The sequence below is a fragment of the Streptomyces sp. NPDC047130 genome (assembly GCF_040643475.1).
Classification (GTDB): domain Bacteria; phylum Actinomycetota; class Actinomycetes; order Streptomycetales; family Streptomycetaceae; genus Streptomyces.
In genome coordinates, this window is sequence record NZ_JBEYUK010000005.1 from 148,137 (window position 1) to 169,110 (window position 20,974).

General features: G+C 73.2%; 17 protein-coding genes. 7 read left to right on the forward strand and 10 right to left on the reverse strand.

Features of this window, described 5'->3' with window-relative positions:
* Positions 1–26: 26 nt before the first annotated feature.
* The 4 genes from yjfF to ABZ836_RS09890 all read right to left on the reverse strand — a co-directional run bounded on the left by yjfF (position 27) and on the right by ABZ836_RS09890 (position 4,790).
* A complete protein-coding gene (yjfF, locus tag ABZ836_RS09875; RefSeq protein ID WP_356132816.1) occupies positions 27–1,049 on the reverse strand; it encodes a galactofuranose ABC transporter, permease protein YjfF in 1,023 nt (340 codons plus the stop codon).
* Complete coding sequence (locus ABZ836_RS09880) at positions 1,046–2,161, reverse strand: ABC transporter permease (RefSeq protein WP_361141053.1); 1,116 nt, start codon at positions 2,159–2,161, stop codon at positions 1,046–1,048. The genes yjfF and ABZ836_RS09880 overlap by 4 nt, the downstream gene beginning before the upstream one ends.
* Positions 2,158–3,717 carry a sugar ABC transporter ATP-binding protein gene (locus ABZ836_RS09885; protein ID WP_356132820.1) on the reverse strand — a complete coding sequence of 520 codons (1,560 nt, stop codon included), beginning with the start codon at positions 3,715–3,717 and terminating at the stop codon, positions 2,158–2,160. The genes ABZ836_RS09880 and ABZ836_RS09885 overlap by 4 nt, the downstream gene beginning before the upstream one ends.
* Positions 3,718–3,794: 77 nt before the next feature.
* Positions 3,795–4,790, reverse strand: a complete 996-nt coding sequence (locus tag ABZ836_RS09890; protein WP_361141055.1) for an ABC transporter substrate-binding protein — start codon at positions 4,788–4,790, stop codon at positions 3,795–3,797.
* A gap of 337 nt (positions 4,791–5,127) precedes the next feature.
* Between ABZ836_RS09890 and araB the strand changes: the two genes are divergently transcribed.
* Together araB and araA are read left to right on the forward strand one after the other, a co-directional pair.
* Positions 5,128–6,834, forward strand: a complete 1,707-nt coding sequence (gene araB, locus ABZ836_RS09895) for a ribulokinase (protein ID WP_361141057.1) — start codon at positions 5,128–5,130, stop codon at positions 6,832–6,834.
* A 147-nt stretch (positions 6,835–6,981) separates the two neighbouring features.
* Entirely contained in the window at positions 6,982–8,505 is a 1,524-nt protein-coding gene (gene araA / locus ABZ836_RS09900) for an L-arabinose isomerase (protein ID WP_361141059.1), read from the forward strand.
* A gap of 93 nt (positions 8,506–8,598) precedes the next feature.
* On the opposite strand, the gene ABZ836_RS09905 is transcribed toward araA, so the two are convergent.
* Both ABZ836_RS09905 and ABZ836_RS09910 read right to left on the reverse strand, forming a co-directional pair.
* Complete coding sequence (locus ABZ836_RS09905) at positions 8,599–9,822, reverse strand: aminotransferase class V-fold PLP-dependent enzyme (RefSeq protein ID WP_361141061.1); 1,224 nt, start codon at positions 9,820–9,822, stop codon at positions 8,599–8,601.
* Between the two features lie 98 nt (positions 9,823–9,920).
* Entirely contained in the window at positions 9,921–10,556 is a 636-nt protein-coding gene (locus ABZ836_RS09910; RefSeq protein ID WP_361141063.1) for a helix-turn-helix domain-containing protein, read from the reverse strand.
* Positions 10,557–10,750: 194 nt separating this feature from the next.
* On the opposite strand from ABZ836_RS09910, the gene ABZ836_RS09915 reads away from it, so the two are divergent.
* Positions 10,751–11,518 carry an SDR family NAD(P)-dependent oxidoreductase gene (locus ABZ836_RS09915; protein WP_361141065.1) on the forward strand — a complete coding sequence of 256 codons (768 nt, stop codon included), beginning with the start codon at positions 10,751–10,753 and terminating at the stop codon, positions 11,516–11,518.
* Positions 11,519–11,653: 135 nt separating this feature from the next.
* Here ABZ836_RS09915 and ABZ836_RS09920 read toward each other — a convergent pair whose 3' ends face one another.
* Positions 11,654–12,001, reverse strand: coding sequence for a DUF3140 domain-containing protein (locus ABZ836_RS09920; RefSeq protein WP_356132832.1), 348 nt, complete (start codon positions 11,999–12,001; stop codon positions 11,654–11,656).
* Between the two features lie 118 nt (positions 12,002–12,119).
* Between ABZ836_RS09920 and ABZ836_RS09925 the strand changes: the two genes are divergently transcribed.
* A complete protein-coding gene (locus ABZ836_RS09925; RefSeq protein WP_356132833.1) occupies positions 12,120–12,341 on the forward strand; it encodes a hypothetical protein in 222 nt (73 codons plus the stop codon).
* A 58-nt stretch (positions 12,342–12,399) separates the two neighbouring features.
* Entirely contained in the window at positions 12,400–15,039 is a 2,640-nt protein-coding gene (locus ABZ836_RS09930; RefSeq protein ID WP_361141067.1) for a SpoIIE family protein phosphatase, read from the forward strand.
* Positions 15,040–15,092: 53 nt separating this feature from the next.
* On the opposite strand, the gene ABZ836_RS09935 is transcribed toward ABZ836_RS09930, so the two are convergent.
* Positions 15,093–15,887, reverse strand: a complete 795-nt coding sequence (locus tag ABZ836_RS09935) for an SDR family oxidoreductase (RefSeq protein ID WP_361141069.1) — start codon at positions 15,885–15,887, stop codon at positions 15,093–15,095.
* Positions 15,888–15,951: 64 nt separating this feature from the next.
* On the opposite strand from ABZ836_RS09935, the gene ABZ836_RS09940 reads away from it, so the two are divergent.
* The gene (locus ABZ836_RS09940; protein ID WP_356133012.1) at positions 15,952–16,107 is read left to right on the forward strand and encodes a hypothetical protein; all 156 of its coding nucleotides are present in this window, start codon (positions 15,952–15,954) and stop codon (positions 16,105–16,107) included.
* A 43-nt stretch (positions 16,108–16,150) separates the two neighbouring features.
* Here ABZ836_RS09940 and dps read toward each other — a convergent pair whose 3' ends face one another.
* Together dps and ABZ836_RS09950 are read right to left on the reverse strand one after the other, a co-directional pair.
* The gene (gene dps, locus ABZ836_RS09945) at positions 16,151–16,714 is read right to left on the reverse strand and encodes a DNA starvation/stationary phase protection protein Dps (RefSeq protein WP_356132838.1); all 564 of its coding nucleotides are present in this window, start codon (positions 16,712–16,714) and stop codon (positions 16,151–16,153) included.
* 234 nt (positions 16,715–16,948) lie between these two features.
* Entirely contained in the window at positions 16,949–19,219 is a 2,271-nt protein-coding gene (locus ABZ836_RS09950; RefSeq protein ID WP_361141071.1) for a catalase, read from the reverse strand.
* Between the two features lie 351 nt (positions 19,220–19,570).
* Here ABZ836_RS09950 and ABZ836_RS09955 point away from each other — a divergent pair, with 351 nt between their 5' ends.
* The gene (locus tag ABZ836_RS09955; protein WP_361141073.1) at positions 19,571–20,932 is read left to right on the forward strand and encodes an FAD-dependent oxidoreductase; all 1,362 of its coding nucleotides are present in this window, start codon (positions 19,571–19,573) and stop codon (positions 20,930–20,932) included.
* Positions 20,933–20,974 lie beyond the last annotated feature (42 nt).

Below are 20,974 nucleotides of genomic sequence, written 5' to 3' on the forward strand. Positions count from 1 at the left end.
AGGCCGGCCGGGGAGGCGGCCGTGCCTCAGTCGGCGGCGCGGCGCCCGGTCATGAGGCGCTGCAGGACGATGAAGACCAGCAGCAGGCCCCCGATGACGATCCGGGTCCACCAGGAGCTGAGCGTGCCCTGGAAGTTGATGACCGTCTGGATCATGCCGAGGACGAGGACGCCGAGGGCGGTGCCCAGGACGAAGCCGGAGCCGCCGGTGAGCAGGGTGCCGCCGATGACGGTGGCGGCGATGGCGTCCAGCTCCATGCCCATGGCGTGCAGGGCGTAGCCCGACAGCATGTAGAAGGTCATCAGGACGCCCCCCAGCGCGGAGCAGAGGCCGCTGATCGCGTAGACGGCGACCTTGGTCGGGCCGACCGGGAGGCCCATCAGCCGTGCGGACGCCTCGTTGCCGCCCAGCGCGTACACACCGCGGCCGAACCGGGTGTGGTGGAGCACCACGAAGGCGGCGAGCAGGACGACCAGGGCGATGACCACGGAGACGGAGACGAAGAGGCCTCCCGCGCCGTAGAGGCGTGCCTGGGCGATGCCGGCCGTGGTGGGGTCGTCGATGGTGATGGACTCGGTGCTGATCGTGTAGCAGAGGCCGCGGGCGAGGAACATGCCGGCCAGGGTGACGATGAACGGCTGGATCTCGAAGGTGTGGATGATCCATCCCATCAGCGCTCCCCCGGTCGCGCCGATCGCCAGCACGAGGGGGATCACGGCGCCGAGCGACCATCCGTGGTGCTCGACCAGCGAGGCGGTGATCATCGTGGAGAGGGCGACCATGGAGCCGACGGACAGGTCGATGCCGCCGGTGAGGATCACGAAGGTCGCCCCGACCGCCACCACCAGCAGGAAGGCGTTGTCGATCAGCAGGTTGAGGACCACCTGCGCGGAGAAGAAGCCCTCGTAGCGCAGCGACCCCACGGTGAACATCGCCAGCAGCAGGACCGCCGTGACGAGGAGGGGGACGCGGCTTCCGGCGCGCCGGGAGCCGGCGAGGCCGAACGGGCGGGTGAGCCGCGCGGCGGCGTTCGCGGTGCCGGTGCTCATGCGCGGGCCTCCTGGTGCTCGCCGGCGGGGGCCGCCGTGGTGTCGGTGCGGGGGGACGGCGCCTTGTGCCCGCGGGACACCTTGGCCCGGAAGACCGGCGACTGCACCAGGCAGACGGCGATGACCACGAAGGCCTTGAAGACGAGGGTGGTCTCGGGCGGGACGCCGAGGGTGTAGACGGTGGTGGAGAGGGTCTGGATGATCAGCGCGCCCAGGACCGTGCCGCCGAGGGAGAAGCGGCCCCCGGTGAGGGCGGTTCCGCCGATCACGACGGCCAGGATGGCGTCGAGTTCGATCCACAGACCGGCGTTGTTGCCGTCGGCGGCGTTCACGTTGGAGCTGATCATCAGGCCGGCGACGGCGGCGCAGAGGGCGCTGAAGACGTAGACCAGGGTGAGCAGGCCGGCCGCGCGGATGCCGACGAGGCGGCCCGCCGCGGGGTTGCCTCCGACGGACTCGATGAGCAGGCCGAGGGCGCTCCTGCGGGTGACGACGGCGGTGAGCGCGACGACGGCGGCGGCCAGCAGGACGGCGAAGGGGAGCGTGAGCCAGTAGCCGCCGCCGATCAGGTGGTAGGCGTCGTTGCTGACCGTGATGATCTGGCCGTCGGTGATCAGCTGGGCCACTCCTCGGCCGGCGACCATGAGGATGAGGGTGGCGACGATGGGCTGCACACCCAGCCGGGCGACGAGCAGCCCGTTACAGAGGCCGAGGGCGACCGCCACCGCCAGCGCGACGGCCACGGCGGTCAGCGCGGTGCCGGCGCCGGTGGGGTCGTCGGAGGTCGCGATGTGCTCGCAGGCGAGCGCGCCGGCGATGGCGACGGTGGAACCGACCGACAGGTCGATGCCCCGGGTGGCGATCACCATGGTCATCCCGAGGGCGACCAGGGTCAGCGGCGCGCCGAACTGCAGGATGTCGATGAGGCTGCCGTACAGGTGTCCGTCCTGCAGGCGGATCGAGAGGAAGTCGGAGGTGAAGGCCAGGTTGCCCAGCAACAGGGCGATCAGGACGAGCGCGGGCCACAGCAGCCGGTGGCCGGCGAGCCGCCTGAGGAGGCCGGGCCGCGGCGGGGCGCCGGACGCCGGGGCCTTGGGGGTCCGGTGGGTCATGAGTCCGCTCCGGTGGCGATGGTGGCCAGAATGCGGTCGGGGGTGACGCTGTCGTCGTTGACGAGGGTGGCCACCATGCGGTGGTCGCGGAGGACCGCGACGCGGTGGCTGAGGCGCAGCACCTCTTCGAGTTCGGCGGAGATGAAGAGGACGGCGGTGCCGTCGGCGGCGAGGCGTGCGACCAGCTTCTGGATCTCGGCCTTGGCTCCGACGTCGATGCCGCGGGTGGGCTCGTCGAGGATCAGCAGCCGTGGTTCGGTGAGGAGCCAGCGGGCGAGCAGGACCTTCTGCTGGTTGCCGCCGCTGAGGTTGCGGAGCTGGGCCTCGGGGTCGGCGGGGCGGATGTCGAGGGCGTCGATCCAGCGCCGGGTGAGTTCGTCCTGGCGGGCGCGGGAGAGGGGGCGGGTCCAGCCGCGTGCGGCCTGGAGGGCGAGGACGAGGTTCTCGCGGACCGTCAGTTCGGCGAACACCCCTTCCGCCTTGCGGTTCTCCGAGCAGAAGGCGATGCCGCGGGCGATGGCGTGGCGCGGGGTGCGGAGGCCGACCGTCTCGCCGTCGACGGTCACCTGGCCGGCGTCGGCGCTGTCGGCGCCGAACAGCAGCCGGGCGGCCTCGGTGCGTCCCGACCCGAGGAGTCCGGCGAGGCCGATGACCTCGCCGGGGTGGACGTCCAGGTCGTAGGGTTCGACGGATCCCTTGCGCCCGAGGCCGCGGGCGCGCAGGAGCGGTTCGCCGGTGGCGCGTTCGGCGGCCTCCTCGTGGGCCTGCTCGGAGAGTTCGTCGAGGGTGGCGAGTTCGCCGCCGATCATGCGCTGCACCAGCGTGACCGGGGTGAGCTCCTCGACGGCGTACTCCCCCACGAGGCGTCCGTTGCGGAGCACGGTGACGCGGTCGCAGAGGTCGAAGACCTGGTCCAGGAAGTGGGTGACGAAGAGGATGGCCACGCCGCGGTCCCGCAGGCGGCGGACCAGGGTGAAGAGCTGGGCGACCTCCTCGCGGTCGAGGCTGGAGGTGGGTTCGTCGAGGACCAGCACCTTGGCGGAGACGTCGACGGCCCGGACGATGGCGACCAGTTGCTGGACGGCGAGCGAGTGGGCGCCGAGCGGGGCGGAGACGTCGAGGTCGAGGTCGAGCTCGGTGAGGAGTTCGGCCGCGCGCCGTTCGAGCGCCGACCAGTGGACCAGGCCGAACCTGCGGGGCTCGCGTCCGATGAGGATGTTCTCCGCCACGGAGAGGTTCGGGCAGAGGTTGACCTCCTGGTAGACGGTGCTGATGCCCGCCTGCTGCGCCTGGAGGGGGTCGGAGAACGTCCGGGGCCGGCCGTCGACGAGCAGGGTGCCCTCGTCGGCCGGGTGGACGCCGGTGAGGACCTTGATCAGGGTGGACTTGCCGGCGCCGTTCTCGCCCATCAGGGCGTGGACCTCGCCGGGCAGGAGCCGCAGGGCGACCCCGTCCAGGGCGAGGACGCCCGGGAACTGCTTGCGGATGCCGGTGGCCTCGAGGACCGGTTGCGGCCGGTCGGCGGCCGGGCTCCGCGGGGTGGACGGGGCTGCCATCCGCCCCTCCTCTCACTCTGGAGACGGAGCGCCGGGGGAGGCGGTGGCGCGTGCCTCCCCCGGCGCCGTGCGACGCCTCAGTACTTGCGGGTGGGCAGGGCCTCGGCCGCCTGGTCCTGGGTGAAGACGCCCTCCTCGACCTCGACCCGGGGCGGCACCTCCTCGCCCGCGGCGACCTTCTTGGTGAGGTCCATGAGCTGGTCGCCGAGGAGCGGGTTGCACTCGACGACGACGTTGATCTTGCCTTCGGTCATGGCGACGAAGGCGTCCTTGATGCCGTCGACGGAGATGACCTTGATCTCCTCGCCGGGCTTCCGGCCGGCCTCCTCGATGGCCTGGATCGCGCCGAGCGCCATGTCGTCGTTGTGCGCGTAGAGGACGTCGATGTCCTTGTGGGACTTGAGGAAGGCCTGCATGACCTCCTTGCCTTTGGCGCGGGTGAAGTCGCCGGTCTGGGAGGCGATGATCTTGAACTTGTCGTCGCCCTCGACGACTTCGGCGAAGCCGGCCTTGCGGTCGTTGGCGGGCGCGGAACCGGTGGTGCCCTGGAGCTCGACGACGTTGACCGGGCCCTGGTCGTCGGCGAACTCCTTGGTGAGCCACTCACCGGCCGACCTGCCCTCCTTGACGAAGTCCGAGCCGAGGAAGGTCTTGTAGAGCGAGGTGTCCTTGCTGTCGACGGCGCGGTCGGTGAGGATCACCGGGATCCCGGCGTCCTTGGCCTCCTTGAGCACGGTGTCCCACCCGGACTCGACCACCGGCGAGAAGGCGATCACGTCGACCTTCTGCTGGATGAAGCCGCGGATGGCCTTGATCTGGTTCTCCTGCTTCTGCTGGGCGTCGGAGAACTTCAGGGTGATGCCGGCCTTCTTCGCCGATTCCTGGATCGACTTGGTGTTGGCGGTCCGCCATCCGCTCTCGGCGCCGACCTGGGCGAAGCCGAGCGTGATCGTGCCGTCGTCGCCGCCGGCGCCGGGCTTCTGCGACTCGGGGGCCTGCGTGGAGCAGGCCGTCAAAGCGGAGGAGGCGAGGAGCAGGACCGTGCTGAGCGCGAGAGCGGCTTTGCGGGCCATGGGAGTGTCCTTTCGGGTGCACGGAGGTGCCGTGGATGCGACCGAGCACCGGCCGCGCGAAGGGCGGCCTCCCTCGTGGAGGGGGCGCGCCGTCGCATTGTGAGCGCTAACAAGACAGGTCTTCAATCCCCTTGCGCAGGTTATCTTTCCGTTACAAGCCGTCACCGACCGGCGACCGTCGGCTCGCCACCTGCGCCCCGTCGCACCACAGCCCGCTGGGCGCACACCTCTTGCGCCGAGTGATTGTGAGCGCTAACACTGCGGTGTCCGCCACCGTCGCCGCCTCACGGGCCTCCACGGCCCGTCGCCGCTGCAAGACCGTCCGAAAGGCACCTCCGTGACCTCCGCCTCCCGCCCCGTGTCCCTCTCCGCCCCCGCCGGTCTCCCCCGCGGCGCCGAACCCTGCACCGTCGGGATCGACTTCGGCACGCTGTCGGGCCGTGCCGTGGTGGTGCGGGTGCGGGACGGCGAGGAACTCGCCTCGGCCGTCCACGAGTACCGGCACGGCGTGATCGAGGAACGTCTGCCCGGCACGGACGCCCCGTTGCCGCCGGACTGGGCGCTGCAGCATCCCGAGGACTGGGTCGACGTCCTGCGGGAGGCGGTGCCCGCCGCGGTGGCGGCGGCCGGGATCGACCCCGGCGCGGTCGTCGGTGTCGCCACCGACTTCACGGCCTGCACGGTCCTGCCGACGCTGGCCGACGGGACCCCCCTCGCCCGCACCTCGCTCTCCGGACGTCCGCACGCCTGGCCCAAGTTGTGGAAGCACCACGCCGCCCAGCCGCAGGCCGACCGGATCAACGCGCTGGCCCACGAGCGGGGCGAGCCGTGGATCGGCCGGTACGGCGGGAAGATCTCCGCGGAGTGGCAGTTCGCCAAGGCGCTCCAGGTCCTCGAGGAGGATCCCGAGGTCTACGCGGCGTGTGCCCGGTGGATCGAGGCGGCCGACTGGATCGTCTGGCAGCTGACCGGCGAGGAGTCCCGCAACACCTGCACGGCCGGCTACAAGGGCATCCACCAGGACGGCCGCTACCCGGACGAGGAGTACCTGGCGGCCCTGAACCCGGCGTTCGCCGACTTCGCCCGGACCAGGCTGGAGTTCCCGCTCTCCCCGCTGGGCTCACGGGTGGGGTCCCTCACCGAGGAGGCCGCGGCGTGGACCGGGCTGCGGCCCGGCATCGCGGTGGCCGCCGGCAACGTCGACGCCCATGTCACCGCGGCGGCGGCCCAGGCGGTCGAGGAGGGGACGCTGCTGGCCATCATGGGCACCTCGACCTGCCACGTCGTCAACGCGTCGGTGCTGGCGGAGATCCCGGGCGTCTGCGGCGTGGTGGACGGCGGCATCGTGGAGGGCGCCTACGGCTACGAGGCCGGCCAGAGCGCGGTCGGCGACATCTTCGCCTGGGTGCTGCGCCAGGGCGTGCCGCGCGAGTACTACGCGGAGGCCGCCGAGCGGGGCGAGGACCTGCACGAACTGCTGACCCGCCGGGCCGCCGCCCAACCGGTGGGCGCGCACGGCCTGGTGGCGCTGGACTGGCTGAACGGCAACCGCTCCGTCCTGGTCGACCACCACCTCTCCGGAGTGGTCGTGGGACTCACCCTCGCCACCCGTCCCGAGGACCTGTACCGCGCCATGCTGGAGGCCACCGCCTTCGGCACCCGGCTGATCGTCGAGACCCTGGAGAGCGGCGGCGTGCCGGTCCGCGAGTTCGTCGTCGCCGGCGGGCTCGCCAGGAACGAGCTGCTGATGCGGATCTACGCGGACGTGCTGCGCCGCCCGGTCTCGGTGGCCGCCTCCCGGCAGGGGCCCGCCCTCGGTTCGGCCATCCACGCCGCCGTCGCCGCGGGCGCCCACCCCGACGTGCGCACCGCGACCGCCGCCATGGGACGGGTCCGCCGCGATGTCCACCGCCCCGACGCCGCGCGGGCCGACGCCTACGACGCCCTGTTCGCCGAGTACCGGCTGCTCCACGACCGGTTCGCGGACGGCGGCCAGTTGCACCGCCTGCGCGCACTGCGCGACACGGCCCTCGCCGCGGACTGAACCCTCCGCCTCCGCGCGCCCTGCGTCGGTCCCCGCCCGCCCTCCGTCAGCCCTCGTCCCACCCTCCCGTCAGCCCTCGTCCCACGCCCTCCCGTCAGCCCCTCGCCCGCCTTCCGTTTTGCCCATCGACGCCACCAGGAGCACCCTGTGCCGAGCCCCCGCCCCTCCGCCCGCGAGATCTGGTTCCTCACCGGCAGCCAAGGGCTGTACGGGGAGGACACCCTGAAGCAGGTCGCCGAGCAGTCGCGGCAGGTCGCCGCGGCGCTGACCGACGCGCTCCCCGGCACGGACGGCACGCCCGCCCGTGTCGTCTGGAAGCCGGTGCTGACCGACGCCGCCGCCATCCGCCGGGCCTGTCTGGACGCCGAGGGCGACGACCGGTGCGTCGGCCTGATCACCTGGATGCACACCTTCTCCCCCGCGAAGATGTGGATCGCCGGCCTGGACGCCCTGCGCAAGCCGCTCCTCCACCTGCACACCCAGGCGAACGTGGCCCTGCCCTGGGACACCATCGACATGGACTTCATGAACCTCAACCAGGCCGCCCACGGCGACCGGGAGTTCGCCCATGTGCAGGGCCGGGTCGGCGTGCCGCGCAAGACCGTGACCGGCCATGTGAGCGACCCGGTGACGGTCGCCCGGGTGGTCGCCTGGGCGCGCGCCGCGGCCGCCCGCGCCGAGCTCGCCACCCTCAAGGTCGCCCGCTTCGGCGACAACATGCGCGACGTCGCCGTCACCGAGGGCGACAAGGTGGAGGCGCAGCTGCGGCTCGGCGTCTCGGTCAACACCTACGGTGTCAACGACCTGGTCGAGGTGGTGGACGCCGTGGAGGAGCACGCCGTGTCCGCCCTGGTGGAGGAGTACCAGGACGCCTACCGGCTGGCGCCCCGGCTGCGCTCCGGCGGCGATCGGCACGACGCGCTCCGGTACGCGGCGCGGATCGAGGCCGGGCTGCGTGCCTTCCTCGGCGAGGGCGGCTTCGGCGCCTTCACCACCAATTTCGAGGACCTGGGCGGACTGCGCCAGCTCCCCGGCCTGGCCGTGCAGCGGCTGATGGCCGACGGGTACGGGTTCGGCGGTGAGGGCGACTGGAAGACGTCCGTCCTGCTGCGGGCGCTGAAGGTGGCCGCCGAGGGTCTGCCGGGCGGCACGTCCTTCATGGAGGACTACACCTACGACCTCACGCCGGGGAACGAGCTCGTCCTCGGCGCCCACATGCTCGAGGTGTGCCCGTCGGTCGCCGCCGGGACGCCGAGCTGCGAGATCCATCCCCTGGGCATCGGCGGCCGGGAGGACCCCGTCCGCCTGGTCTTCGACGCGGCCCCCGGCCCGGCCGTCGTCGTGGGCCTGGCCGACCTCGGCGACCGGTTCCGCCTGGTCGCCAACGAGATCGACGTGGTCCCGCCGCCGCATCCGCTGCCCGCGCTGCCGGTGGCCCGGGCCGTCTGGCGGCCGCGGCCGGACCTGCGGACGTCCACGGAGTCCTGGCTCACCGCCGGCGGCCCCCACCACACCGTGCTCAGCACGGCCCTCACCTCGGAGCACCTGGACGACCTGGCCGAGATGCTGAAGGTCGAGCTCGCGCTGATCGACGCGGGGACCACCACCCGCCGCTTCCGGAGCGAACTGCGCTGGAACCAGGCCTACCACCGGCTGGCCCGCGGCCTGTAGGCGGTGGCGGCGGGGGGCGGGGAGTCGCGCGGGGTCGCGCGGAGCCGCAGGGAGCCGCAGGGGCCTCGCGGGCGCAACCGCGGGGCCCCGGGGTCAGCGTCGGCGCTCGCGCGCCCAGTCGGTCAGGACGGGAACGCAGGTCTCCGCGAAGTGCTCGTAGTCCTCGGGCGTGTTGTAGGCATGGGCGGACAGGCGCAGGTAGCCGGTGCCGCCGAAGCTGGTGAAGGCGGCCATCACGCGGAGCTCGCGGGCGGCCTCCTCGCGCAGGGCGTCGGCCTCCTCGCGGGTGGCTCCCAGACCCCCGGGGAGCCGCACCAGGCGCAGCGCCGGGGCGGGCATGGCGACGCGGACGGTGTGGTCCTCGCCGGTGAGGCGGGTGAAGGCGTCCGCGACGGTCCGCTGGGCGTGGTCGGCGAGGGCCGTGACGTAGGCGCGCACGGTGTCCCACCCCCAGGTGTCCTCGACGAACGCGAGGGCGGCCGGCGCGGCCAGGTAGTGGGTGGCGTCGATGGTGCCCTGGTGGTCGAACCGGTCGGGGAAGGGCGCCGGGGCGCCCCAGGAGTCGATCAGGGGGTGCAGGTCCTGGCGCCGCTCGGTGCGGGCGACCAGGGCGGCGGTGCCGCGCGGGGCGCAGGGGAACTTGTGGAGGTTGCCGACCCAGTAGTCGGCGTCCAGGCCGGCCAGGGGGTCGGCGAGCATGCCGGGCGCGTGGGCGCCGTCGACGAGGAGGGTGACGCCACGACGGCGGGCCTCGGCGGCGATGCGGTCCACCGGCATCAGCCGGGCGGTGGCGGAGGTGATGTGGTCGACGACGGCCAGCGCGGTGCGGTCGGTGAAGGCGTCGGTCACCGCGCGGCAGGCCTCGTCGGCGGTGGCGTCCAGCGGCACGTGGACGGTGCGCACGGTGCCGCCCCAGCGGCGGGCGAGGCGGGCGGCGCCCATGGTGACGGCCCCGTAGCCGTGGTCGGTGACCAGGATCTCGGCGCCCGGGCGGTGGGGGAGGCAGCCGAACACGACGCTGGCGCCGCCGCTGGCGTTGGGCACCAGCGCCGTCTCCTCCTCGCCCGCGCGCAGGAAGGCGGCGATCTCCCGGCGGGCCTCGGCGATCCGCTGCGGCTGGACCGGGAACCACTCGACGGGCGACTCCTCCATGCGGCGGCGCAGGGCGGCCTGGACCTCCTGCGCGGCGCGGGGCACGGCGCCGAAGGAACCGTGGTTGAGGTGGCGGACCCTCGGGTCCAGCGACCAGGCGGACGCCGCGGGGCGTCCGTCGGGCAGCTGGAGGGGGGCCGGGGCCGTCAGGGGTTCGGTGCTCACGGGACTCCAGGTCGGTCGTCGTTGCCGGACACGATCGCACAGGGCCGCACGGCACGGGACGGCGGAGTCCCGCGGCCGGGGACGGCGGGAGCGGGGGTTCAGTCGGGCAGGGCCGCCGTCGCCAGCGCGGCGCGCAGCACGTCCCGGAGCGGGGGCGCGCCGGGGGCGCCCCCTCGGTCGGCCCACTCCTCCACGCCGGTCCGCAGGGCGACGTTGAGGGTGCCGGCCCGGACCCGGACGGCGAGGTCGGGCGGGCCGCCCCCCTGGCGTTCGGCGAGGATCGCGGCGAAGGCGTCGGCGGCCTCGGAGTGGATCTGGAGCCACACGGCGCGCAGCCCGGGCTCCCCGCGGGTCAGGCGGACCAGTTGGGCCACCTCGGCGCTGTCCGCGGGATCGGGGGCGTCGTCGTCCAGGCCCAGGGCCTCGACGAGTGAGGCCCCCGGTGGCCAGGCGCGCAGCCGTTCCGCGAACTCCTCGAGCCCGGTGGTCAGCAGGGGGCGGACGCACTCCTCCTTGGACGGGAAGTAACGCCAGAGCGTCCGCGTGGAGAGGCCGGCCGCGGCGGCGATCTCCTCGGCGGAGGTGCCGGCCACTCCCCGGTCGGCGAAGAGGCGCACGGCCTGCCGGGCGATGTCCAGGCGGGTGGCGGCCTTGCGGCGCTCGGTCAGGGGCGGCCTGCCGGTGCGCCGGGCCGTGGAGCGGGTGACGGGTGCGGCGTCTCGGGTGGGCTCCATCGCTTCCTTCCTCGCCGTAGCGTGGGGAGGGCCGCGGGTGGGGTCCTGGCCGCGGATCGTGTCGTGGAGCTGTCACTTTACGTCACCACTTTCTGGCACCACATGCCTTTATGGCACGACGCGCCAATAAGTTGTACGGTCGTCCCTGTGACCGTCGCCGCTGGGGCGGCGTGCGCTGTGAGGAGCACCAGGAAATGAGCAACGTGACCGGCCTGGCCGGCAAGAGCGTGATCGTCACCGGCGCCGGTTCCGGCATAGGCAGGGCCGCGGCCCTGCGGTTCGCGGCGGAGGACGCGAAGGTGCTGGTCGCCGACCTGAACGAGGAGACCGCGCGGGAGACCGTGGAACTGATCGCCGCCGCCGGCGGCACCGCCGTCGCGGTCACCGGCGATCTCGGTGACCAGGCCGTGGTCGACCAGGTCGTGCGGACGGCGGTCACGGAGTTCGGCACGGTGAACGTGCTGGTCAACAACGCGGGCATCATGGACCGGATGTCCGCCGCGGCCGACGTGTCGGACGGCGAGTGGGAGCGCGTTATCCGCGTGAACCTGACCGCCCCGTTCCTGCTGACCCGTGCCGCGCTGCCGCACATGCTGGCCGCCGGCGGGGGCGCGATCGTCAACACCGCCTCCGAGGCGGGTCTGCGCGGCAGCGCCGCCGGCGCCGCCTACACCGCGTCGAAGCACGGCGTGGTCGGCCTGACCAAGAACCTCGCGGTGATGTACCGCGGCCAGGGCATCCGCGCCAACGCCGTCGCGCCGGGCGGCGTCGCCACCAACATCAAGGTGGAGGCGGAGCAGGGCGCCCACGGTCCGGCGACCATCGCCCCGTACTTCAACAACATCGGCTCGGTGACCTCCGCGGAGGACCAGGCCGCCGCGATCGTGTTCCTGGCCTCCGACGCCGCCGCCGGCGTCAACGGCGCGATCCTGCCGGTCGACAGCGGCTGGGCGGCCGTCTGACCCGCGCCGCCACGCCGCACGGCGCCCGGTCTCCCCTCCTGGAGACCGGGCGCCGGCGCGACGCCGGGGTACCGGCCGCCACGGCGGGGCGCGGCCGGCCGTCGGGACCCGTCGGCGCGTGGCGTTCCGGGCCCGTCAGGTGGAGACCGGCTTCAGCGGGTCGTGTCCCAGGGTCATCAGCCGGTGGCGCCAGTTCGCCTGGCCCGCCGTGGGCTCCATGTCGACGCCCCGTTCGGCGGTCACCGTGTCGACCACCTTCCGCATCACCCGGAGGTCGTCGCCGGTCAGGTCCACGCGGCGCTTGCCCAGGATCTCCAGCACCCGCCGGCCGTTGTCGGTGCCGGCCTGGTCCGGGAGTTCCTCGGTCCGCTCGCCGGCGGAGCGCGTCATCAGCCACTCCTGGAGCTCTCGGGACGTCATGTTGACCACGCTGTGGAACTCGTTCCACAGGGCGTCCAGTTCCGGGTCCCGGCGGTCACCCATGGTCATCGCCTCCTTCCGTCCACGGTGTTCGGTGGCACGGTCCGGGTTGCCCACGGCCCGCCTCGGAAACGGACGCCCTCCGGATGCGGGCCGGGTCCCGGCGCACGATGCTGGAGCCATGTCCGAAGAGGCAACGCGGGTCGTCGTCGAGCCCCCCGGGCCGTCGGGCGGCCGGCGGGTACGGGTGGACGGGCGCGTGCTCGGCACCGCCTACTCGCTGCGTGACGTCACGGCGTTCCTCCAGGAGGCCGGCCTCCAGGGATGGGACGAACTGGACGTCGCCGGCTCCGACCTGATCGAGTGGCGCGGCGGAGGCCCCGACACCTGGACGGAATCGTGATGTTCCACCGTCATGTCGGGTGGGCTGCGCCGGGACGCTGCGGGTAGAACTGAGGCCTATGCGACCACTGGGCCGATCAGGCGTTCTGGCGCGGCGGAGCGTCGCCGCGCAGGTCTTTGTCGTACACGTGGTCATCGTCCTGCTGCTGGTGATCGCCGCGGTGGCCGCGCTGGTGCTGCAGGGACGGGCCGCGAGCGAGGAGGAGGCCCGCAACCGTTCGCTGGCCGTCGCCGTCTCCTTCGCCGACGCGCCGGGGACCTGGGAGGCGCTGGGCGCCCCCGATCCCACGGCGGTGCTGCAGCCCCGGGCCGAGGACGTGCGGCGGCAGGTGCCGGTGGACTTCGTGGTCGTGATGGACACCGAGGGCATCCGCTACACCCACCCCCGCGAGGACCGGATCGGCAAGCGGTTCGTCGGCAGGATCGAGCCCGCCCTGCGGGGCGAGCCGGTGGTCGAGGAGATCAACGGCACCATCGGCAGGCTGGTCCAGGCGATCGTGCCGGTGCGCGACCCGCAGGGCCGGGTGGTGGGGCTGGTCTCGGCGGGCATCACCGTGGAGAACGTCGGCAACACCGCCGACCGCCAGCTGCCGCTGCTGCTGTGGGCCGCCGCGGCGGCGCTCGTCCTGGCCACCGCCGGCACCGCGGTGGCCGGCCGCCGGCTGTTGCGGCAGACGCACGGTCTCGGACCGCGCGAGATGACCCGGATGTACGAGCACCACGACGCGGTCCTGCACTCCGTGCGGGAGGGCGTGGTCATCGTGGGCGCGGACGGCGAGGTGCTGCTCGCCAACGACGAGGCGCAGCGGCTGCTCGGCCTGCCCGAGGACACCGGGCGGCGCCGGATCGGCGAGATGGGTCTCGACCCCGACGTCGCCGGCCTGCTGCTGTCGGGGCGGGTGGCCACCGACGAGGTCCACCCGGTCGGGGACCGCCTGGTCGTGGTGAACCAGCGGCCGACCCGGCTGCGCGGCGGCCCGTCGGGCTCGGTGGCGACGCTGCGGGACTCCACGGAGCTGCGGGCGCTCTCCGGCCGCGCGGAGGCCGCGCGGGAGCGGCTGGACCTGCTCTACGCGGCGGGCCTGGGGATCGGCACCAGCCTGGACGTGCGCCGGACCGCGGAGGCCCTCGCGGACCTGGTGGTCCCCCGGTTCGCGGACCACGCGACGGTCGACCTGTTCGACTCGGTCCTCGACGGCGACGAGCCGTCGGCCCGCCCGGACCCGGCTGCGGCGCTGCGCCGCACGGCCCTGGCCGGGGTCGACCGGGCCCCGCTCTTCCCGCTGGACGCCCAGATCCGGCCGGACGGCTCCTCCCCGCAGGCGAGGGTGCTGCGGTCCGGCCACGCGCTGCTGGAGCCGCGGCTGGAGGAGTCGGAGCGGTGGTGGGGTCAGGAACGTGAGCAGTGGACCGATCTGCTCGAGCACGGCATCCACTCGCTGATCGCTGTGCCGGTGCGGGCCGGTGGTCAGGTCCTCGGCGTCGTCGGGTTCTGGCGCGACCGCCGCAAGGAGTCCTTCGACGAGGAGGAGCTGGCGGTCGCCGAGGAGCTGGTGACCCGGGCCGCGGTGGCCATCGACAACGCCCGGCGGTACACCCGCGAGCACGGCATGGCGGTCACCCTGCAGCGGAGTCTGCTGCCGCGCCGGCTGCCGGACCAGGACGCGCTGGACGTGGCGTACCGGTACCTGCCGGCCCAGGCGGGGGTGGGCGGCGACTGGTTCGACGTGCTGCCGCTGTCGGGGGCGCGGGTGGCGCTGGTGGTGGGCGACGTGGTGGGCCACGGCCTGCACGCGGCGGCCACCATGGGGCGGCTGCGCACCGCGGTGCACACCTTCAGCGCCCTGGACCTCCCCCCGGACGAGCTGCTGGGGCTGCTGGACGAGCAGGTCGCGCGGATCGACCAGGAGGAGAACACCGGCGTCGGCGCGCAGATCACCGGGGCCACGTGTCTGTACGCGGTCTACGACCCGGTCTCACGGCGCTGCGTGATGGCGCGCGCGGGCCATCTGCCGCCCGCGGTGGTGCGGCCGGACGGCCGGGTGGACTTCCTGGAGGTCCCGGCGGGACCGCCGCTGGGGCTCGGCGGCCTGCCCCACGAGACGGCCGAGGTGGAGCTGGAGGAGGGCAGCCGGCTGGTCCTGTACACGGACGGACTGGTGGAGGAACGGGACCGGGACATCGACGCCGGTTTCGACCTGCTCCGGGAGTCGCTGGAGCGGGCCGGCGAGTCGCCCGAGGAGACCTGCCAGGGTGTCCTGGAGGGCGTGGCGCCGCGCCCGACCGACGACATCGCGGTGCTGGTGGCGCGGACCCGGGCGATCGGGCCGGACCGGATCCGCACCTGGGACGTGCCCCAGGACCCCTCGGCGGTGGGCGAGATCCGGGCGGCGGCCGCGCGGCTGCTGACCGAGTGGGGGCTCGAGGAGCAGGCGTTCACGACGGAGCTCATCCTCAGCGAGCTGGTCACCAACGCGCTGCGGCACGGCAGCGGGCCGGTCCGGGTCCGGATGCTGCGGGAACGCGAGCTGATCTGCGAGGTGTTCGACGCGGGCAGCACCGCCCCGCGGCTGCGGCAGGCGGCCAACTTCGACGAGGGCGGGCGCGGCCTGTTCCTGGTGGCGCAGCTCGCGGAGCGGTGGGGCACCCGGTGGACGTCCGAGGGCAAGATCATCTGGGCGGCCCAGCCGCTGCCGTGACGGCGGCGGGCCTCGTGCGCCGGCGAAGGCGCCGGTGACCTCGCGGGCGCGGGTCAGGGCAGGATCGCGTCCACGTAGCCGCCGTCGACGCGCAGCGCGCCGCCCGTGGTGGCCGACGCCTGGTCGGAGGCGAGGTAGACGACCATGTTGGCGATCTCCTCCGGCTCGATGAGCCGCTGGAGCAGGGACTGCGGCCGGTGCTCCCGCATGAAGACGCGCTGGGCCTCGTCCCAGGGCAGGGCGGGGTCGACCAGCTCGCGGACGAACGCCTCCACTCCCCCGGTCCGGGTCGGTCCGGCGATCACGGAGTTGACGGTCACGCCGGTGCCGGCGGCCTCCTTCGCGAACCCGCGGCCGACCGCGAGCAGCGCGGTCTTGGTCGTGCCGTAGTGGATCATCTCGGCGGGGACCACGACGGCGGAGTCGCTGGCGATGTACATCACCCGGCCCCAGCCGCGTTCCTTCATGCCCGGCAGCAGGGCTCGGGTGAGGCGGACGGCGGCGAGGACGTTGACCTCGAAGTGGCGCCGCCACTCGTCGTCGGTGATCTCCAGGGCCGGCCGCGCGCCGAAGATCCCGAGGTTGTTGACCAGGATGTCGGCGTCGGGCAGGGCCCGTACGGCCGCCTCGGCGCCGTCCTCGGTGGCCACGTCGGCCGCCACGGGCACGAACCGCCCGTCCGGCACCTGGCGCCGCAGTCCGGCGACCGCGCGCTCCAGGCGTTCCGGGTCGCGGCCGTTGACGCCGACGGTCGCCCCGGAGCGTGCCAGACCGGCGGCGACGGCGGCGCCGATGCCCTGGGAGGAGCCGGTGACCAGGGCGGTACGGTGGGTGAGGTCGATGTGCATGCCGACGGGGTACCCGCTGTCCGGGGCGCGACGCCCCGGGTTCACCCGTACAGGAGGACATGTGATGGCAATGTCGACGATGCTGCGCCGGCTCAAGCAGTGGTCCGCCACCCCGCAGGGACGGCGGACCATCGAGCAGGTGCGCCGGGCCGCGGCCGATCCGCGCAACCGGGCGCAGGCGCGGCGGCTGCTGACCCGTCTGCGGACGCCGCGCCGCTGAGCGGCGGGGCGTCCGCGGGGGCCGGCGCCGCCGCGGCGGGGGGTCAGGAGACGTCGCCGCCCGCGGAGGCGCCGTCCTTCTCGGTGGAGGCGTCGGCGGTCGCCAGGGTGCCGCCGGCGCTCTCCAGGTGGGCGCGGACGAACCACTGGAACTGCTCCAGGTCGCGCAGCTGCTCGATCAGCAGGTCCTCGGTGGCGGGGTCGATCTCGCCGGCCGTCTCGACGGCCTCGCGGACCGCCTCGATGATGCCGGTGTAGACGACGTCCAGGGCCCCGAGGTGGGCGATGGCGTCGGCGCGGCCGATGGAGTAGTCGTCCCAGGTCCGCTCCTTGACGAGCGTGCCGGGCGTGCCCTGGGCGACGCCGCCCAGGGCCGCCACGCGCTCGGCGACGTCGTCGGCCATGTCGCGGACCCGGTCGACCTGCGGGTCGAGCATCTCGTGGACGGCGATGAAGTGCGGCCCGACGACGTTCCAGTGGACGTGCTTGAGCGTCAGGTGGAGGTCGTTGAGGGCGTGCAGCCGCAGGCGGAGCAGGTCGATCAGCGTGCGGGCGTCGTCCGTGCTCAGGCCGGGGACGGTGTACTTCGGGGTGGGAACGGTGGCCATGGCTGTGGTGCCTCCTTTGATGATCGTGGGGTGATGCTGGCCTCGTGCCCCGGCAGGGCGATCCCATTCGTCCCGTTTCCTCCGACGGGCCGCCACGGGGGACGGTGGCCCGTCGGAGGACGGCACGCGGGCGGACGGCCGGTGCACGAGCGGCGGCGGCCCCACGGGCCGCGGGGCCGCCGCCGTCACGCGTCGGAAGGGGCGGACCGCCGGAGGGGCCGGACCGCCGGAGGGTCAGACGGTGGTCGGGAAGCGTTCCCAGACGCGGTGGGCGCCCAGGAGACGGCTCAGCTTCTCGAGGGTCGCGGGACCGTTCTCGCCGATCACGACGCCGGGGGCGTCGGCCGGGATCCCGGCGGACGCCAGGGCGGCGTCGCCGCCGCCCCACGCGCCGATCGCCTTGCCGTGCCGGAAGGCCTCGGCGAGCAGCAGGACCACTCGCGGGTCGACCGGGCCGGCCTGCCCCGCGGAGGGGGTGGCCTTGGCGTCCCGGGCGCCGAAGGCGTCGTTGCCGACGGCGGGCGTCCCGACGACCATCACGGCGTCGAACTCGGTGGAGCGGGCGGTGACGAAGGTGCGCTGCGGCTTCAGTCCGCCGCTGCCCAGGGGACCGCCGGTCGGGGCGATGATCAGCGGCACCATGCCCGCGCCGAGGACCGCCTCGCGGACCGTGGCGACGCCCGCGAGGTCGGCGTCGGGGGCGGCGACGATGCCGATCAGGCGGCCGTCGGCCGGCCAGGTCTGTCCGACCTGGGAGAGCGCGGGGCTGGGCTGCACGTCGGCGAGCGGCACGGTCGGCTCGGGCGCGGGGAGGCCCAGGCCCTCGGCGACCTTGGAGCAGAGCACCGGGTCGATGTTGGCGAGGACCTGGAGGTTGCGCTCCTTGATCGCCTGCTCGTAGCACTTGCCGAGCTCGAAGGTGTACGCGGCGATGATGTGCTCGCGCTCGACGGGGGTCATGGAGAGCCAGAAGCGGCGCGCCTGGCTGAAGTGGTCGTCGAAGGTCTCGGACTGGGCGCGGACCTTGACCGACGCCGGCAGCTCGACCGGCACGTCGACGAAAGCTCCCGTGTCGGCGCCCGCGGTGAACGGGCAGCCGCCGTCGAGCGAGTTCGGCCGGTAGGGCGCGACCCCGCGGTGGACGGCGGTCTGGTGGAAGCCGTCGCGCTGCATGTCGTTGACCGGGGCGTGCGTCCGGTTGATCGGGATCTGGTTGAAGTTGGGGCCGCCCAGCCGGGTGAGCTGGGTGTCCAGGTAGGAGAAGAGCCGGCCCTGCAGCAGCGGGTCGTCGGTGACGTCGATGCCGGGGACGAGGTGGCCGACGTGGAAGGCGACCTGCTCGGTCTCGGCGAAGAAGTTCGAGGTGTTGCGGTTGAGGGTGAGCAGGCCGATCGGCTGGACCGGGGCCATCTCCTCGGGAACGAGGTTGGTCGGGTCGAGCAGGTCGATGCCCTCGAACATCTGGTCCGGGGTGTCGGGGAAGGTCTGGATGCCCAGCTCCCACTGCGGGTAGGCGCCCGACTCGATGGCGTCGAAGAGGTCGCGGCGGTGGAAGTCGGGGTCCACGCCGTTGACGATCTGCGCCTCCTCCCAGACCAGGGAGTGCACGCCCAGCTTGGGCTTCCAGTGGAACTTCACCAGCGTGGTCTCGCCGGCGGCGTTGACCAGGCGGAAGGTGTGGACGCCGAAGCCCTCCATCATCCGGTAGGAGCGGGGGATGCCCCTGTCGGACATGTTCCACAGGGTGTGGTGGGTGGCCTCGGTGTGCAGGCTGACGAAGTCCCAGAAGGTGTCGTGGGCGCTCTGGGCCTGCGGGATCTCGCGGTCCGGGTGGGGCTTTCCGGCGTGGATGATGTCCGGGAACTTGATCGCGTCCTGGATGAAGAAGACCGGGATGTTGTTGCCCACCAGGTCGAAGACGCCCTCGGTGGTGTAGAACTTCGTCGCGAAGCCGCGGGTGTCGCGGACCGTGTCGGAGGAGCCGCGGGAGCCGAGGACGGTGGAGAACCGGACGAAGACCTCGGTCTCGATGTCCTTGGCGAGGAAGGCCGCCTTGGTGACGGAGGCGGCGGTGCCGTAGGACTGGAAGACCCCGTGCACACCGGCGCCGCGGGCGTGCACCACGCGCTCCGGGATGCGCTCGTGGTCGAACTGCATGATCTTCTCGCGCAGGTGGTGATCCTGGAGCAGGACCGGCCCGCGCGGGCCCGCCTTGAGCGAGTGGTCGGTGTCGTGGAGGCGCACGCCCTGCGCGGTGGTCAGGTAGGCGCCGCCCTGCGCCACCTTGGCCTGGTCCACGCCCGTGGCCTGACCGGTGGGCGAGACCGTGGCGGGTCCGCGCTGGTCGGGCTTGGGCGGCAGCGGCTCCCTGGGCTCGGTCGGTTCGGCCACCGACGGCGACTCCGGTCCGGGCTTGCCGGGCACGCCGTCCTTCGGGCCGGTGACGGCGGGGTCGTCGCCGGTGATCTTCTGGGCAGCCCTCTTCAGGGGGTTGCTCTCGCTCATGCCTGGTCAGTTCCTTCGCTCTCGCCTGTCGCGGGCCGCCGGAGGCGGCAGGACCTCCCTCAACTGGTGACACGGAGCGTCGGACCAAAACATGAATTCACCCAGGATGATTTCCGTATGCAGCCATCCGCCGGTCCCGGCGGCGTTCGGCGCCCGCACCGACGGGCGGGTGAGCAGACCGACGGGCGGGTGGGCGGGCCCACGGGCGGTAGGATGATCACGCCGCCCTTGTGGGCACGCCTCGCATAAGGCCGGCTTATGGGTCCATAAAGCGGACCCGTATTCAAGGTTAGGTTTGCCTTAGTTTAGGCTTCCCATCGAGTCAGTTCATCGCTCGAAGGGAAATCGCACATGTCCCGCCCCCTGCGGGTAGCCATCGTCGGGGCCGGTCCCGCCGGCATCTACGCCGCCGACGCGCTGCTCAAGTCCGAGGTGGCCGCCGACCCCGGCGTCTCCATCGACCTCTTCGAGCGGATGCCCGCCCCGTTCGGCCTCATCCGGTACGGCGTCGCGCCGGACCACCCGCGGATCAAGGGCATCGTCACCGCGCTGCACCAGGTCCTCGACAAGCCCCAGATCCGCCTCTTCGGCAACGTCGACTACCCGAACGACATCACCCTGGACGACCTGCGCGCCTTCTACGACGCGGTGGTCTTCTCCACGGGCGCCACGGCCGACCGCGCGCTGCCGATCCCGGGCGTCGACCTGGACGGCTCCTACGGCGCCGCCGACTTCGTCTCCTGGTACGACGGCCACCCGGACGTCCCGCGCACCTGGCCGCTGACGGCCGAGAAGGTCGCCGTCCTGGGCGTCGGCAACGTGGCGCTCGACGTGGCCCGCATCCTGGCGAAGACCGCCGACGAGCTGCTCCCGACGGAGATCCCGGCCAACGTCCACGACGGCCTGAAGGCCAACCGGGCCAAGGAGATCCACGTCTTCGGCCGCCGTGGGCCCGCGCAGGCGAAGTTCAGCCCGATGGAGCTGCGCGAGCTGGACCACTCCCCCAGCATCGAGGTCATCGTCGACCCCGAGGACATCGACTACGACGAGGGGTCGGTCGCCACCCGCCGGGGCAACAAGCAGGCGGACATGGTCGCCAAGACCCTGGAGAACTGGGCGATCCGCGACGTCGGCGACCGCCCGCACAAGCTGTTCCTCCACTTCTTCGAGTCCCCGGTGGAGATCCTCGGCGAGGACGGCAAGGTCGTCGGCCTGCGCACCGAGCGCACCGCGCTCGACGGCACCGGCAACGTCAAGGGCACCGGCGAGTTCAAGGACTGGGAGATCGGCGCCGTCTACCGCGCCGTGGGCTACCTGTCCGACGCGCTGCCCAAGCTGCCCTGGGACGAGGTCAGCGGCACCGTTCCGGACGAGGGCGGCCGGGTGATCGAGAGCGGCGAGCACCTGCGGTCCACCTACGTCACCGGCTGGATCCGCCGCGGTCCGATCGGACTGATCGGGCACACCAAGGGCGACGCCAACGAGACGGTCGCGAACCTGCTCGACGACTACGCCAACGGCCGGCTGCTCACGCCCGCCTCCCCCGCCCCCGAGGCCGTGGAGGAGTTCCTCACCCGGCGCCAGGTGCGGTTCACCACCTGGGACGGCTGGTACCGGCTGGACGCCGCGGAGAAGGCGCTGGGCGAGCCGCAGGGCCGCGAGCGCGTGAAGATCGTGGAGCGCGAGGAGATGCTGCGGGCCAGCGGCGCCTGACGCCCTCGGCGCGCCGCCCGTGCCCGGGCACCGGCGCGTCGC

Coding starts and splice junctions, on each gene's coding strand:
- yjfF (WP_356132816.1), bottom strand. CDS start 1,049: ATGAGCACCGGCACCGCGAACGCCGCCGCGCGGCTCACCCGCCCGTTC.
- ABZ836_RS09880 (WP_361141053.1), bottom strand. CDS start 2,161: ATGACCCACCGGACCCCCAAGGCCCCGGCGTCCGGCGCCCCGCCGCGG.
- ABZ836_RS09885 (WP_356132820.1), bottom strand. CDS start 3,717: ATGGCAGCCCCGTCCACCCCGCGGAGCCCGGCCGCCGACCGGCCGCAA.
- ABZ836_RS09890 (WP_361141055.1), bottom strand. CDS start 4,790: ATGGCCCGCAAAGCCGCTCTCGCGCTCAGCACGGTCCTGCTCCTCGCC.
- ABZ836_RS09910 (WP_361141063.1), bottom strand. CDS start 10,556: ATGGAGCCCACCCGAGACGCCGCACCCGTCACCCGCTCCACGGCCCGG.
- ABZ836_RS09915 (WP_361141065.1), top strand. CDS start 10,751: ATGAGCAACGTGACCGGCCTGGCCGGCAAGAGCGTGATCGTCACCGGC.
- ABZ836_RS09920 (WP_356132832.1), bottom strand. CDS start 12,001: ATGGGTGACCGCCGGGACCCGGAACTGGACGCCCTGTGGAACGAGTTC.
- ABZ836_RS09925 (WP_356132833.1), top strand. CDS start 12,120: ATGTCCGAAGAGGCAACGCGGGTCGTCGTCGAGCCCCCCGGGCCGTCG.
- ABZ836_RS09930 (WP_361141067.1), top strand. CDS start 12,400: ATGCGACCACTGGGCCGATCAGGCGTTCTGGCGCGGCGGAGCGTCGCC.
- ABZ836_RS09935 (WP_361141069.1), bottom strand. CDS start 15,887: ATGCACATCGACCTCACCCACCGTACCGCCCTGGTCACCGGCTCCTCC.
- ABZ836_RS09940 (WP_356133012.1), top strand. CDS start 15,952: ATGGCAATGTCGACGATGCTGCGCCGGCTCAAGCAGTGGTCCGCCACC.
- dps (WP_356132838.1), bottom strand. CDS start 16,714: ATGGCCACCGTTCCCACCCCGAAGTACACCGTCCCCGGCCTGAGCACG.
- ABZ836_RS09950 (WP_361141071.1), bottom strand. CDS start 19,219: ATGAGCGAGAGCAACCCCCTGAAGAGGGCTGCCCAGAAGATCACCGGC.
- ABZ836_RS09955 (WP_361141073.1), top strand. CDS start 19,571: ATGTCCCGCCCCCTGCGGGTAGCCATCGTCGGGGCCGGTCCCGCCGGC.